General features: G+C 50.9%; 13 protein-coding genes. 7 read left to right on the plus strand and 6 right to left on the minus strand.

Annotation, left to right across the window (positions count from 1 at the left end):
- The first annotated feature begins 2 nt into the window (after positions 1–2).
- Complete coding sequence (locus tag ACFQ2T_RS03900) at positions 3–497, plus strand: SH3 domain-containing protein (RefSeq protein WP_379030770.1); 495 nt, start codon at positions 3–5, stop codon at positions 495–497.
- Between the two features lie 80 nt (positions 498–577).
- On the plus strand, positions 578–1,423 hold the full coding sequence (locus ACFQ2T_RS03905; RefSeq protein ID WP_379033884.1) for a M48 family metalloprotease: 846 nt from the start codon (positions 578–580) through the stop codon (positions 1,421–1,423).
- Between the two features lie 58 nt (positions 1,424–1,481).
- On the opposite strand, the gene ACFQ2T_RS03910 is transcribed toward ACFQ2T_RS03905, so the two are convergent.
- From ACFQ2T_RS03910 to ACFQ2T_RS03935, 6 genes are all read right to left on the minus strand, one after another.
- Positions 1,482–2,486, minus strand: coding sequence for an AI-2E family transporter (locus tag ACFQ2T_RS03910; RefSeq protein ID WP_379030773.1), 1,005 nt, complete (start codon positions 2,484–2,486; stop codon positions 1,482–1,484).
- Positions 2,487–2,515: 29 nt separating this feature from the next.
- The gene (locus tag ACFQ2T_RS03915; protein ID WP_379030776.1) at positions 2,516–3,073 is read right to left on the minus strand and encodes an IMPACT family protein; all 558 of its coding nucleotides are present in this window, start codon (positions 3,071–3,073) and stop codon (positions 2,516–2,518) included.
- A gap of 10 nt (positions 3,074–3,083) precedes the next feature.
- On the minus strand, positions 3,084–4,733 hold the full coding sequence (locus ACFQ2T_RS03920) for a formate--tetrahydrofolate ligase (RefSeq protein ID WP_379030778.1): 1,650 nt from the start codon (positions 4,731–4,733) through the stop codon (positions 3,084–3,086).
- A 39-nt stretch (positions 4,734–4,772) separates the two neighbouring features.
- Positions 4,773–6,269: a helicase HerA-like domain-containing protein gene (locus ACFQ2T_RS03925; RefSeq protein WP_379030781.1), complete on the minus strand. Its 1,497-nt coding sequence runs from the start codon at positions 6,267–6,269 to the stop codon at positions 4,773–4,775.
- Between the two features lie 105 nt (positions 6,270–6,374).
- Complete coding sequence (locus tag ACFQ2T_RS03930; protein ID WP_379030784.1) at positions 6,375–6,839, minus strand: DUF302 domain-containing protein; 465 nt, start codon at positions 6,837–6,839, stop codon at positions 6,375–6,377.
- A gap of 178 nt (positions 6,840–7,017) precedes the next feature.
- Positions 7,018–7,944, minus strand: a complete 927-nt coding sequence (locus ACFQ2T_RS03935) for a CysB family HTH-type transcriptional regulator (protein WP_379030787.1) — start codon at positions 7,942–7,944, stop codon at positions 7,018–7,020.
- Between the two features lie 106 nt (positions 7,945–8,050).
- Here ACFQ2T_RS03935 and ACFQ2T_RS03940 point away from each other — a divergent pair, with 106 nt between their 5' ends.
- From ACFQ2T_RS03940 to cysD, 5 genes are read left to right on the plus strand one after another with little or no spacing between them, the layout of a single operon-like run.
- Complete coding sequence (locus ACFQ2T_RS03940; protein ID WP_379030790.1) at positions 8,051–8,821, plus strand: sulfite exporter TauE/SafE family protein; 771 nt, start codon at positions 8,051–8,053, stop codon at positions 8,819–8,821.
- 40 nt (positions 8,822–8,861) lie between these two features.
- A complete protein-coding gene (locus tag ACFQ2T_RS03945) occupies positions 8,862–10,526 on the plus strand; it encodes a nitrite/sulfite reductase (protein WP_379030793.1) in 1,665 nt (554 codons plus the stop codon).
- Entirely contained in the window at positions 10,523–11,140 is a 618-nt protein-coding gene (locus ACFQ2T_RS03950; protein WP_379030796.1) for a DUF934 domain-containing protein, read from the plus strand. The genes ACFQ2T_RS03945 and ACFQ2T_RS03950 overlap by 4 nt, the downstream gene beginning before the upstream one ends.
- On the plus strand, positions 11,137–11,895 hold the full coding sequence (locus tag ACFQ2T_RS03955; protein WP_379030799.1) for a phosphoadenylyl-sulfate reductase: 759 nt from the start codon (positions 11,137–11,139) through the stop codon (positions 11,893–11,895). The genes ACFQ2T_RS03950 and ACFQ2T_RS03955 overlap by 4 nt, the downstream gene beginning before the upstream one ends.
- 51 nt (positions 11,896–11,946) lie before the next feature.
- A complete protein-coding gene (gene cysD, locus ACFQ2T_RS03960) occupies positions 11,947–12,876 on the plus strand; it encodes a sulfate adenylyltransferase subunit CysD (protein WP_379030802.1) in 930 nt (309 codons plus the stop codon).
- Positions 12,877–12,899: the final 23 nt, after the last annotated feature.

Genomic DNA, 12,899 nt, shown 5'->3' on the forward strand with positions numbered 1-12,899 from the left:
GCATGATAAAAAACAGTTTACTGGGACTGTTGACCGCACTCGCTTGCAGCAGCGCGATGGCAGCCGAAACTGGCGTGGTATTAAAACCTGACCAACTACGAGCGGATGCTTTTAGTGACGCCAAAGTAGTCGGCAATCTGAGCAAAAACGATGCTGTCGATATCCTGAATAAAAAAGGTGCCTGGCTGCAAATCAAATCTGGTGGCAAAACCGGCTGGGTGCGTTTGCTGACGGTGAAACGTAACAGTGCCGGCGGCAATAACGTTGCCGGTGTGGTGGGCGTGGCTACAGGACGCAGTGGCACAGGCAAAGTGGTTTCCACCACTGGTATCCGTGGCCTGAGTGCCGAGGATCTGAAAACAGCGCAATTCAACGAAGCGGAAACTAAAAAACTGGAAAGCTATACCGTCAGTGCGGATGAAGCAAAACAGTTTGCTGCCAGCGGTGGCTTGAGCAGCCGCCAGACGCCATATTTCCAGGGAGCTAGCCAGCAATGAAACACAGCCTTTTGAAACAAGATATATTCAAGAAAACCTTTATTAAACATGCAGTCGTGTTTGCGTTATTTGGTGGTTTTATGGCAGGTACCGCAGTTGCGCTCGATTTGAAAGGTGCACTCAAGGATGCCGTCAATAACCAGCTGGGCGGCAGCAGTAATGAGCAAGCTGCGACTACTAACCCTGAAAATGCGTCAGCGCAGGATAAATTAGCCAATATCAACTGGAAAAATCCTAGCCAGGAAGACGAGATTGCCGTTGGCCGCAATGTGACCGGCACTATTCTCGGTGCGGCACCGTTAGTAAACGATGCCAAGCTGCAAGCATACGTCAACAAAGTCGGGCGCTGGGTCGCCAGCCAGTCCGAGCGTACCAGCCTGCCCTGGCATTTTGGCGTGATTGATAGTACTGATGTCAACGCATTTGCCGCACCCGGCGGTTATGTGCTGATCACCAAAGGTCTCTATCAACGCTTAACCAGTGAAGCACAGCTGGCAGGCGTGCTGGGCCATGAAATCGTCCATGTCGTGCAAAGGCATCATTTGAAGGTCATGCAAAAACAGGCCTTGATGGATGCCGGTACATCATTCCTCAAAGAGAAAATCAGCAAAAATAAAATCACACAGCGTGCCGTGACTACCGGTGCCGAAATCAGTGCCCGCAACCTGGATAAAAGTGCTGAATACGAAGCTGACAGCATGGGCACAGTATTAGCTGCAAGGGCCGGTTATGACGCGTATGGCCTGGCAGAAGTATTACAGGATATGGAATTGCTAGGCAGTAATGATGGCAGCGTAGCGCTGCTTTTCCAGACCCACCCTCACCCGGATGACCGTGTGGCGCAACTGAGCCTGGTCAGCGGTGACCAGATAGATAAAATCAGTGGGGGTAAAACCCTGGAAAACCGTCTCTACAAGCTGAAGTAAACTTTATTCCTGAAAATAAATAAGGCTCGCCGTGGCGAGCCTTATTTGATCTAGCAACCTATACCCAACCGCGCTCGCGGCACTCACTTTTAATGTAAGCATAATACACCGGTGCCGCTACTATGCCCGCTAAACCGAAAGTGGCTTCCATAAGCAGCATCGCGACCAGCAATTCCCAGGCGTGTGCGCGTATCTGGCTACCGACTATCCGCGCATTGAGGAAGTATTCCAGTTTATGAATCACAATTAAAAATAACAGTGACCCGATGGCGACAATAAAGGAGTGACTGATACTGACAATCACAATCACGGTATTTGAAATCAGGTTACCCACCACCGGCAGCAAGCCAACCAGGAAAGTCAGCAAAATCATGGTTTTGGTGAAAGGCAAATGGATGCCGCAAAGCGGCAGGATAATCGCCAGGTAAATGGCAGTCAGGCTGGCGTTCACCGCAGAAATCTTGACCTGTGCAAATACAATATTCTTAAAAGCCTGCGCAAACAACACCACGCGCTGCAACAGGCTTTGTGCAAACGGACGCTGATTGGTTTTGGTTTGCACGTCATGCAAAGCCACCATCGCTCCAATCACCATGCCAATCAGGATGTGCGCAAAATGATGCCCTGCTTCTTTTCCCAGTAATTGCCAATCTGCCGAATGCGCACGTAACCATTCAATCACCGTTTGCTGCAGCGTAATGGCATCATCAGGCAGGCGGTCATTCAGCCACACTGGCAGCACTGCGCGCGAGTCTTCAATAATACGGGCCAGCTGGTCGAACAGCATGGTCAGGCCACCAGTATCACTGCGGATCAGGGTCACGATACTCATGCCCATCGCCACCAGTAAACCAATCACAAAGGTCGCCAGCAATACCACTGCCAGCCACTTCGCATATTTACCAGGCACCCTGCGCGCAATAATAGGTGAAATCACATGAATCAGTTCAAATACCAGCAGGCCTACCAGTAAAGCAGGCAGTAGCTGCACTTTTAATACCAGCCACATCAAAACGGCCATCAGCACATAAGTGGCGGTATCAAATTTTTGGGTTTGGGTCACTACAGACTCCGGATTTTCATCATAAATAGCTAATATTTGGACTGTAAATGCTTAGCCGCATCAATAGGTAATTTCAGCAGGAAATGTACGGCTTCATCGAACTGTTTATCAAGCACCTCTCCATGCAACTTCTGAACTTCGCGCGTCAGTTCATCCACACGCTTGTAAGTCGTGGAAATTTTCAGGTGTACCATTTCAACAAACGGGATTGTCCCAGCCTGGTCCATGGCCTGCTTGGCAGTGCCGCCATAAGCGCGCACCAGGCCACCAGTACCGAGGTTGATGCCACCATAATAGCGGATGACGGCAACACAGCAATTGACATAATTTTGACCGTCCAGCATTTGCTGAATCGGTTTGCCCGCAGTGCCTGCAGGCTCGCCCGCGTCGGAAAAGCGAGCCACTATGCCTTCTGCTGTTTTCATACGAAAAGCATACGCCAGGTGACCTGCGCTTTGATGCTCACTGGCAAACTGGCGTAAAAACAATGCCAGCTCGCGCTCGTTTTCACAACGTCCGGCACGTGCAATAAAGCGTGACTTATTGATGGTTTGGTCGGCCTGGCCGAGTTGACGAAACGTCTGCATGACTAAGATTTCAGGAAAGACCACATATTCTACCATTGGCATCCACACTGATACGGTGGCTGGCGGGCTGCTTCGGCAAGCCCGGCATGGTCATAATGTCGCCACATATAGCGACAACGAAACCGGCACCGCGCGATAATCTCAATTCGCGCACATGCAGGGTATGCCCTTCCGGTACGTTGCGAAGTTTGGCATCACAGGATAATGAATATTGTGTTTTTGCAACGCATACCGGCAAGCCGCGACTTGTTTCGGCCAAGGTACCTAACTGTTGTTCTGCCTGCGCGCTGAATGTCACATCTTTAGCACCATATAGTGATCGTGCAATGGCATGCAGTTTATCAGGCAGGGACAAATCATCCTGGTAGAGCAATGTTGGACTGGCTGTTTGTTGCGCCATGCGGGCGACCGCATGTGCCAGGTCAAGTGCACCCTTACCACCATGCGCCCAATGCCGGCATACATGTAAACTGCTTCCCCAGGATTCAACAGCGGACTGCAACAACGCAACTTCAGCCTCAGTATCATGGGTAAAGTGGTTAAGTGCGACCAATACCGGCAAACCGAAATGCTGGCGCATGTTATCTACATGTTTTTTCAGGTTAGCCATACCGGTTGAAAGCGCTTGCAGATTCTCTGTATTCAGATCAGCCACTTCCACGCCACCGTGATATTTAAGCGCCCGCACTGTAGCGACGATCACCGTCATATCCGGCCTTAACCCTGACTGGCGGCATTTGATATCTATAAACTTCTCGGCACCGAGGTCGGCACCAAAGCCCGCTTCAGTCACAACGTAATCTGCCAGCCGCAAGGCAGTTTGCGTGGCGACCAGGCTATTACAACCATGAGCGATATTGGCGAATGGGCCACCATGTAACAAGGCTGGAGACCCTTCCAGGGTTTGAACCAGATTAGGCTGAAAGGCATCTTTCAATAAGGCGGTCATCGCGCCTTCAGCATGCAAATCACTGGCAAAAATAGGCTGGCCTTTTGTTGACTGTCCCACTTGCATACGGCTCAGACGGTGGGTTAAATCTGCCAGATCAGTTGCCAGGCAAAAAATCGCCATCACTTCACTGGCTACCGTAATATCAAAACCGGTGTCATAGGCATAAGGCTGGTTAATGGTAATCCTGCGCAAGGCGCGGTCATTCATATCCATACAGCGCCGCCAGCTCACTTGGTCAAACTGCAACGCATTCCCATGGTAAATATGGTTATCCACTAAAGCGGCAAGCAGGTTATTGGCCGCACTGATGGCGTGAAAATCGCCGGTGAAATGCAGGTTGATATTTTCCATGGGCACGACCTGCGCGTAACCACCACCGGTGGCTCCTCCCTTCATACCAAATACAGGTCCTAAAGAGGGTTCACGCAAACAGGCTAATGCTTTGTAGCCAGCCAGGTTTAACGCATCGGTCAAACCCACTGTCGTAGTAGTCTTGCCTTCACCTGCTGGTGTGGGATTGATGGCTGTCATCAAAATCAGTTTGGCACGCACCGGTTGCGTGTGCAGCTGATTCACGGTGGATTGTGTAAGCTTGGCCATATGCTGGCCATGAAGATGCAAATCTGAAACAGAAAGCCCTAATCGCCCCGCAATATCTGTGATTGGGCTTAATGTGGCCGCTTGTGCAATTTCGATATCACTTAACATGCATTTCCCTGGTTCAGGTTTTAAGGTCAAGTTTCAATATTAACGTTTGGATTTGCTGCCTCCGAGGATAGATCCTAGCACGCCCCTGATAATGGCACGGCCCAGTTGTGAGCCAATCGCCCGTGCAGCGGATTTAGCGGCAGACTCTAATACAGAGTCGGAACGGCTTGTTTTGCCACTGAGAATCCCGCCCAGATCAAATCCCGAAGAGGACTCTTGCTCTTGCGGGGCTTTTTCCTGAGTGGCCGCAGCGGCTTGCTCAGCCCGTTGCTTAAGAGTCTCATAGGCAGATTCCCTGTCCACTAACTTGTCATATACTCCCGCGACCAGTGATTGCGTCATTACCTGGTTACGTTCAGCATCGGTTGCAGGGCCCACCCTGCTTTCCGGCGGACAGATAAATGTGCGTTCTACCGGCGTCGGGGCACCCTTCTCATCCAGAAATGAAACCAGCGCTTCACCTACCCCTAGCTCGGTAATGGCAGTAGCCACATTCAATTTGGGATTAGCGCGAAAAGTTTGCGCCGCGACCTGCACTGCTTTCTGGTCACGCGGTGTAAAAGCGCGCAAAGCATGCTGGACACGGTTACCCAATTGCCCCAGCACCACATCCGGGATATCCAACGGATTTTGCGACACAAAATAGATCCCTACCCCTTTGGAACGCACCAAGCGCACCACCTGTTCGATTTTCTGCATCAACATGGCGGGTGCGTCGTTAAACAGCAAATGCGCTTCATCAAAAAAGAATACGAGTTTAGGTTTTTCCAGGTCACCCACTTCCGGCAGTTTTTCAAATAGCTCGGATAACAGCCACAATAGTAAAGTGGCATAGACCCGTGGTGAATTCAGTAATTTATCCGCCGCAAGGATATTGATATAGCCCAAACCTTTGGCATCGGTTTGCATCATATCTTCCAGGTTTAGCGCTGGCTCTCCAAACAAAGCATCACCGCCTTCAGTTTCCAGTTGCAGTAATGATCGTTGAATCGCGCCCACACTGGCGGTTGAAATATTGCCGTATTGCGTCTGGTAGGTCGCGGCATTTTCAGCACAGTGCTGCGCCATGGCACGTAAATCTTTCAAATCCAAGAGCAGCATGCCATTGTCATCAGCCACCTTGAAAATCGCGTTCAGTACACCGCTTTGCACTTCATTGAGGTTAAGCATGCGGGAAAGTAGCAAAGGGCCCATTTCGCTGAGTGTGGTGCGAACCGGATGGCCTTTAGCACCAAACATATCCCAGAACATGACCGGGTAAGCTTTATTGCTGTAACCCGTTAATGCCAGTTGCTGCACGCGGGCCTCGACTTTGGCGTTACCTCCGCCAACCTGGCTCATGCCGGACAAATCGCCTTTGACATCCGCCATAAATACCGGCACACCAATACGTGAAAACTGTTCGGCCAGGCTTTGGAGGGTCACGGTTTTACCTGTACCCGTGGCACCTGCAATCAGGCCGTGGCGGTTAGCCATTCTTGGCAGCATCACGCTGTCGGTTTCATTATTTTTGGCGATGAGCATGGGTTCTATCATGGTGGATACTCGGGTTAGTAATGGGTTGGTTTGAGTATAGGTGAAGGGCTGGAAAAGTGGAAGGCAGCCAGCCGAAAACAATGCGCTTTAAAAGCGTTCAGAGGTTCAAAAATCACCGCGCCTGGCTTTTTCCATCAGGCTGATTAATGCATCTTCCAGTTGCTGGGCGGACGCTTGCGCCCTGGCAGTGGGATGCTTGATATTCTTTAAATCATGGGTAGGCCGGTCCAGCCCTAAATATAAGTGCCGTTTGCCATGCGCATCCGGCTTTTCATAAATCGCCACCCGGCATGGCGCAAATACCAGAAATTCCGGATGATCCAGGATGATCTCTGTTCCCATACTCAAGTTGCAGAAGGTACGCACTTCCTTGATTCCTTCGGGGTCCTGTCCACGCTGTTTCATATGTTCACCAATCGGGAAATTGGCCGGGCTGACAAAATTCATGCCTTCAGAAATAGACTTTAAGCTATCCACCAAATCCTGGTAGCTGACATTTGGCTGAACCGGTACTTCATAAATCGCATTATCCAGATCTACATCCGGCATGCCATGGCCGATTGCACGCATGTGCGGCCCTTTATCAACAGCCTGTGCGCACCCCGTTATCGGCACACATAAACATAGCAAACAAAATAATCCCAATATGCAGTGACGCATGGTCATATTCCTTCTTTAATAGAAATCCATTACAGCACAGCGCAATAAGCAGTCATGTGACAAAAATCACGGCAAATCACCAGCGGGTTTATAAGTCTTGATGAAAAGCGCGCTGCACCGTACGTTTGTCATATTGCGGCGACAGCATGGTGATAAAGTTCAGCATATAGTCACGCAAGAAGGCATCGCGACGAACGCCCAGATAAGTGGTGCTATTCGGGAATAAATGGCTGCAATCCAGGCTTTTGAGCGGTGCATCCCGTACTTCGTCATAGGCCATGTTTGCGATCAAGCCTATCCCGAGACCGAGGTTGACGTAAGTTTTAATCACGTCGGCATCAATCGCGGTAAACACTACGTTCGGCTGTAAATCGGCGTCATGAAATACTTTGGAAACCAGCGTACCGCCGGTAAATGCAAAGTCATAGGTAATCAGCGGGTAATCCGCCAGGTCTTTTAATGTGAGCTTGCCTTTTTGCAGCAAAGGATGCTGCGGCGGCACCACCAGGCAGCGGTTCCACTCGTAGCATGACAGGCAGGACAAGCGCTCGTCATCACTGATATTTTCGGTTGCGATGCCGATATCGGCCTCACCGGAAGCCACATGCTCGGTGACCTGTGCCGGGTTGCCCTGGTGGATCGCCAGTTTGACGTTAGGATATTGCGCGATGAACTGTTTGACCGCCGACGGCAAACGGTACCGCGCCTGCGTGTGTGTCGTAGCAATCGTGAGTTCGCCACTGTCTTCCTGGCTGTATTCATCGCCCACGCGTTTGATATTCTGCATATCCAGTATCACGCGTGCTGCCAGATCCACAATCTTACGGCCGGGTTCGGTGACGCCGATAAGGCGTTTCCCGTTACGCTGGAATATCTGCAGGCCCAATTCCTCTTCCAGCAGCTGGATTTGCTTGCTGACGCCGGGCTGTGAAGTGTGCAGTACTTCTGACGCTGAAGAGATGTTCAGCTGTTGTCGGACGACCTCGTGTACATAGCGTAATTGATGGAATTTCATTGCCTGCTCAATATAACCAAAAGCTATATCATAGAACAACTGGTTATTAAATCAATAATTAAAAATCTGGTACATTTCGCGCACTAAAGTTTAGAAGATACTCCTCATGGAATTCGGATACATACTGGCAGGGTTTATTGTCGGCTTTTTGGTGGGCCTCACCGGCGTTGGTGGTGGCTCGTTAATGACCCCTATCCTGCTGCTGGTTTATAACATCAAACCAGCGGTGGCGGTCGGTACAGACCTGTTGTATGCATCCATCACCAAATCTGTCGGTATTTTTGCGCATGGCAAACTGGGTAACATTGACTGGCGTATTGTCAAACGCCTGGCCATCGGTAGCGTGCCCGCCTCCATGGTCACCTTGTGGGCATTGCAGAGTATGGACTTGCAATCCGGCAACGCCGTCTCCACCATTAAATTCTGGCTGGGGATTGCGCTGATTGTCACTTCTATCGCTGTCTTGCTGCGCAACAGGCTGCATTCTTTAGCTTCAAATGGAGAATGGGTGCCTGTACGTTATGTTCCCGTGGCGACTGTCATTCTCGGAATAGTCCTGGGCGGACTGGTGACACTCACTTCAGTAGGTGCCGGCGCATTGGGCGTAACCGCGCTCATCATGCTCTACCCTAAAGAAAAGATCACCACTATTGTCGGCAGCGATATCGCACATGCGGTGCCCCTGACACTGGTGGCAGGTGCAGGACATGCCTCTCTGGGCACGATAGACTACACCTTGCTGGGTACATTATTGATAGGTTCCGTCCCTGGAATCTACCTTGGCAGCCTGATGAGTTCAAGGGTTGCCGAGCACTGGGTGCGTATTGTACTGGCTATGATATTGATTTATGTAGGCTTTAAGCTGGTTTTCCATTAAAATACTGCCTCTTCGCATATGGCGAAAAAGTGATTCAAGCATGTACAAATACGACCCTATAGACCAACAAATTGTTAATGAACGTGTCGCGCAATACCGCGACCAGACCCGCCGCTACATCGCTGGCGAGCTCTCAGATGAAGAGTACCGCCCGCTACGTTTGCAGAATGGCTTGTATATCCAGCGCCATGCGCCTATGTTGCGTATCGCGATTCCTTATGGCCTGCTTTCCAGCAAACAGCTGCGCAAACTGGCGGATATCACCAAAAAATATGACCGTGGTTACGGCCATTTCAGTACCCGCCAGAACTTGCAATTGAACTGGCCTAAGCTGGAAGATACGCCGGACATCCTGGCTGAGCTTGCCACGGTTGAGATGCACGCCATCCAGACTTCAGGCAATTGCATCCGCAACATCACTACCGACCAGTTTGCAGGCATTGCGCCTGACGAGATCATTGATCCGCGCGCGATTGCCGAGATCATGCGCCAGTGGAGTACTTTCCACCCGGAATTCGCCCTGTTACCACGTAAATTCAAGATCGCAGTGTCCGGCACGACGCAGGACCGCGCCATTGTGCAAGCGCACGATATCGGCCTGGAATTCTATAAAGACAATAACGAGGAGATGGCGATTAAAGTCTGGGTCGGCGGTGGCTTGGGCCGTACGCCTATCCTGGGCATGGTGATCCGTGAGCACCTGGAATGGCGCCATATACTTTCATACTGCGAAGCCGTGATCCGCGTTTATAACGTGCATGGTCGCCGCGATAATGCCTATAAGGCACGTATCAAGATTCTGGCCAAAGCACTAGGCATCGAAGAATTCAAACGCCAGGTCGAAGAAGAATGGGCGCATTTAAAAGATGGCCCGCTCACCATCACGCAAACCGAGCTTGATCGTGTGGCTAAACATTTTGAGCCTATGCCATATGAGACATTGCCTGCCAATGATGCCTCATTTGATGCAGCTATTGCCTGCAATCCGGCCTTTGCCGCCTGGGTGAAACGCAACGTGCAAGCGCACCGTGTGCCTGGTTACCGTGCAGTGACTTTGTCATTAAAACCGCATGGCAAAGCGCCAGGCGATGTGACCAGTGAGCAAATGCATGTAGTGGCCGACCTGGCTGACGCTTACAGCTTTGGCGAACTGCGTTCTTCTCATGAGCAAAACCTGATCCTGGCAGACGTAAAACTGTCAGACCTGTTTGCCGTGTGGGAAAAAGCACGCGCAGCAGGCCTGGCAACACCAAATATTGGCTTACTGACCGACATTATCTGCTGCCCTGGCGGTGACTTCTGCAGCCTGGCCAATGCCAAATCCATTCCGATTGCCGAAGCGATCCAGCTGCAATTTGATGACCTCGATTACCTGTACGAAATCGGTGATATCGAATTGAATATTTCCGGTTGCATGAACGCCTGCGGTCATCACCACGTTGGCCATATTGGCGTGCTTGGTGTTGATAAAGATGGATCAGAATGGTACCAGGTCACCATCGGTGGCAAACAGGGTAATGATGCCAGCATTGGCAGCGTGATCGGCCCTTCTTTCTCTGCGGAAGAAATGCCTGGCGTGGTTCAGAAATTGATAGAAGTATATATCCGTGAGCGTCATGAAGATGAGCGCTTTATCGATACTGCTCGCCGCCTGGGTATTGCGCCGTTTAAAGCGCATGTTTACGAAAAAGGAGCCACGGCATGAGTAACCTGATTCGCTTGAATGCCGAGGTTGTTGCCGAGATCGTTGAAGATCAGTGGACGCGCGTGATACCACCCGCGCCTGCCGAAGAGTCTGTGCGCAAGCAGGCCGGTAAAGTGGTGTTGTTTAAATTGACTGGTGAAGCAAGCTATACCCCGGAACAAATCGCTGACACGGTGATCCCGGCTACCGGTAAAGTCCTTGTGCCGCTGGTTATCTGGCAGGCACGCAAAGCTGAGTTGCAAGCAAGGTTTGATAACGCTGAGGTTGGCATTGTCCTGGCTACGCATGAAACTGCCGAAGCATTACAGGCAGAGTTCGCTGACATCAATACCCTGCCCCTGGTCGCCGTATTTGTAGAGCGCTTTGCCGATGGCCGTATCTTCACGCTAGGCAACTGGTTACGCACCCGTTTTGGTTATAAAAACGAATTGCGGGCCATTGGCGACGTACTCCGCGACCAATTGTTTTTCCATAAACGTTCCGGCTTTACCAGCTTTTTGATCCGTGCAGACCGTTCGGCACAAGAAGCGGTCGCCAGCCTGAATGACTTTAGCCAACCTTATCAGGGTGCTGTAGATGATGTGCCTGTCTGGCGGAGAGTAAATCGTACATGAGTGGTGCTGTCAGCATGCTCAAGCCGGCCAGTAAAAATCCGGCTACCAGCCCTGAACTGATTGATGCATTGGTTAACAGTGTGCAAGTTAAGCGGGCGCAAGCGCTCGAATTGCTGAGAGCGGCAGCCGCCGAATTTCCCGCGATTACTTTTGCCAACAGTTATGGCGCGGAAGATATGGTGCTCACCGACCTGATCGCCAAAGAAAATCTGGCTATCGAGATATTTTCACTGGATACCGGCCGCCTGCCTGCTGAAACCTACACACTGATGGCTGATGTGGAAAATACTTACACCATTAAACCCATGGTGTTTTTCCCCAGGCACGAAGCCGTTGAAAGCTATGTGCGCACGCACGGCATCAATGCTTTTTACGAAAGCATTGAGTTGCGCAAAGCCTGCTGCCATATGCGTAAAGTAGAACCCTTAAAGCGCGCCCTTTCCGGTAAACAGGCCTGGATCACTGGTATGCGTGCTGAACAAGCGACTACCCGCAGCAACCTGCCGACCCGTGAATACGATGCTGGCAACAAACTGGAAAAATTCAATCCTTTAAGTGATTGGACTGAAAAAGAAGTATGGGCTTATATCCGCATGTATAGTGTGCCCTACAATGATTTGCACGACCAGTTTTATCCAAGCATAGGCTGCGCGCCATGTACGCGTGCAGTCGCCATGGGCGAAGATATCCGTGCCGGCCGCTGGTGGTGGGAAGACCCGACCAGCAAAGAATGCGGACTGCATGTTAAAAAGTAACGACAGAAGCATACTTACCAAGCATCTGTAGCTGATTGATAGAAGACTGAAATGACAACCAAACAACCTTTGTCTCACCTCGACTGGCTGGAAGCCGAAGCCATTCATATTTTGCGCGAAGTCGCTGGTCAATGCGCCAATCCGGTATTGCTGTTCTCGGGCGGTAAAGACTCATTATGCATTTTGCGCCTGGCTGAAAAAGCGTTCCGCCCTGGCCGCTTCCCTTTCCCGTTGCTGCATATCGATACCGGCCACAATTATCTGGAAGTTGTGAACTTCCGTGACCAGCGTGCGGCTGAGCTGGGTGAGCGCCTGATTGTGCGTTCGGTGGAAGATTCCATGAAGCGCGGCACTGTGGTGTTGAAATCAGCTGATGAACCTCGCAACAAGCACCAGTCTGTGACTTTACTCGAAGCCATCGAAGAGTTCGGTTTTGATTGTTGCATAGGCGGCGCCCGCAGGGACGAAGAAAAAGCACGCGCCAAAGAACGCATCATGAGTTTCCGTGACGAATTCGGCCAATGGGACCCTAAAAACCAGCGCCCGGAATTATGGAACCTGTACAACGCTCGCGTGCACAAGGGTGAAAATATCCGCGCCTTCCCGATTTCCAACTGGACCGAAATGGATGTCTGGCAATATATCGAGCGCGAAAAACTGGAGCTGCCAAGCATCTACTTTGCGCATCAACGCGATATCGTCATGCGTCAAGGCTCTATCTTCCCGGTCAATGTACCACTATCAAATGGCGAGCTGATTAATCAACCCAAAGGTAGCGAAGAAGTGATCAATATGCAGGTGCGCTTCCGTACGGTGGGCGATATCACTTGTACGGCACCGGTGATTTCGGATGCTGATAACGTCAGCAAAATCGTGCTGGAAACTGCGACGACTACTATCACCGAGCGCGGCGCGACCCGCCTGGATGACCAGACTTCCGAGGCTTCGATGGAACAGCGTAAAAAAGAAGGTTATTTCTAAAAATGCAGATAAATTCATTTTCT

It is taken from the genome of Methylophilus flavus, assembly GCF_042678905.1.
GTDB lineage: Bacteria > Pseudomonadota > Gammaproteobacteria > Burkholderiales > Methylophilaceae > Methylophilus > Methylophilus flavus.

Excerpts from the sequence above, each read along its gene's own strand:
- ACFQ2T_RS03935 (WP_379030787.1), bottom strand. The coding sequence starts at position 7,944 with ATGAAATTCCATCAATTACGCTATGTACACGAGGTCGTCCGACAACAG.
- ACFQ2T_RS03905 (WP_379033884.1), top strand. The coding sequence starts at position 578 with ATGGCAGGTACCGCAGTTGCGCTCGATTTGAAAGGTGCACTCAAGGAT.
- ACFQ2T_RS03900 (WP_379030770.1), top strand. The coding sequence starts at position 3 with ATGATAAAAAACAGTTTACTGGGACTGTTGACCGCACTCGCTTGCAGC.
- ACFQ2T_RS03925 (WP_379030781.1), bottom strand. The coding sequence starts at position 6,269 with ATGATAGAACCCATGCTCATCGCCAAAAATAATGAAACCGACAGCGTG.
- ACFQ2T_RS03950 (WP_379030796.1), top strand. The coding sequence starts at position 10,523 with ATGAGTAACCTGATTCGCTTGAATGCCGAGGTTGTTGCCGAGATCGTT.
- ACFQ2T_RS03945 (WP_379030793.1), top strand. The coding sequence starts at position 8,862 with ATGTACAAATACGACCCTATAGACCAACAAATTGTTAATGAACGTGTC.
- ACFQ2T_RS03915 (WP_379030776.1), bottom strand. The coding sequence starts at position 3,073 with ATGCAGACGTTTCGTCAACTCGGCCAGGCCGACCAAACCATCAATAAG.
- cysD (WP_379030802.1), top strand. The coding sequence starts at position 11,947 with ATGACAACCAAACAACCTTTGTCTCACCTCGACTGGCTGGAAGCCGAA.
- ACFQ2T_RS03940 (WP_379030790.1), top strand. The coding sequence starts at position 8,051 with ATGGAATTCGGATACATACTGGCAGGGTTTATTGTCGGCTTTTTGGTG.
- ACFQ2T_RS03930 (WP_379030784.1), bottom strand. The coding sequence starts at position 6,839 with ATGCGTGCAATCGGCCATGGCATGCCGGATGTAGATCTGGATAATGCG.
- ACFQ2T_RS03920 (WP_379030778.1), bottom strand. The coding sequence starts at position 4,733 with ATGTTAAGTGATATCGAAATTGCACAAGCGGCCACATTAAGCCCAATC.
- ACFQ2T_RS03955 (WP_379030799.1), top strand. The coding sequence starts at position 11,137 with ATGAGTGGTGCTGTCAGCATGCTCAAGCCGGCCAGTAAAAATCCGGCT.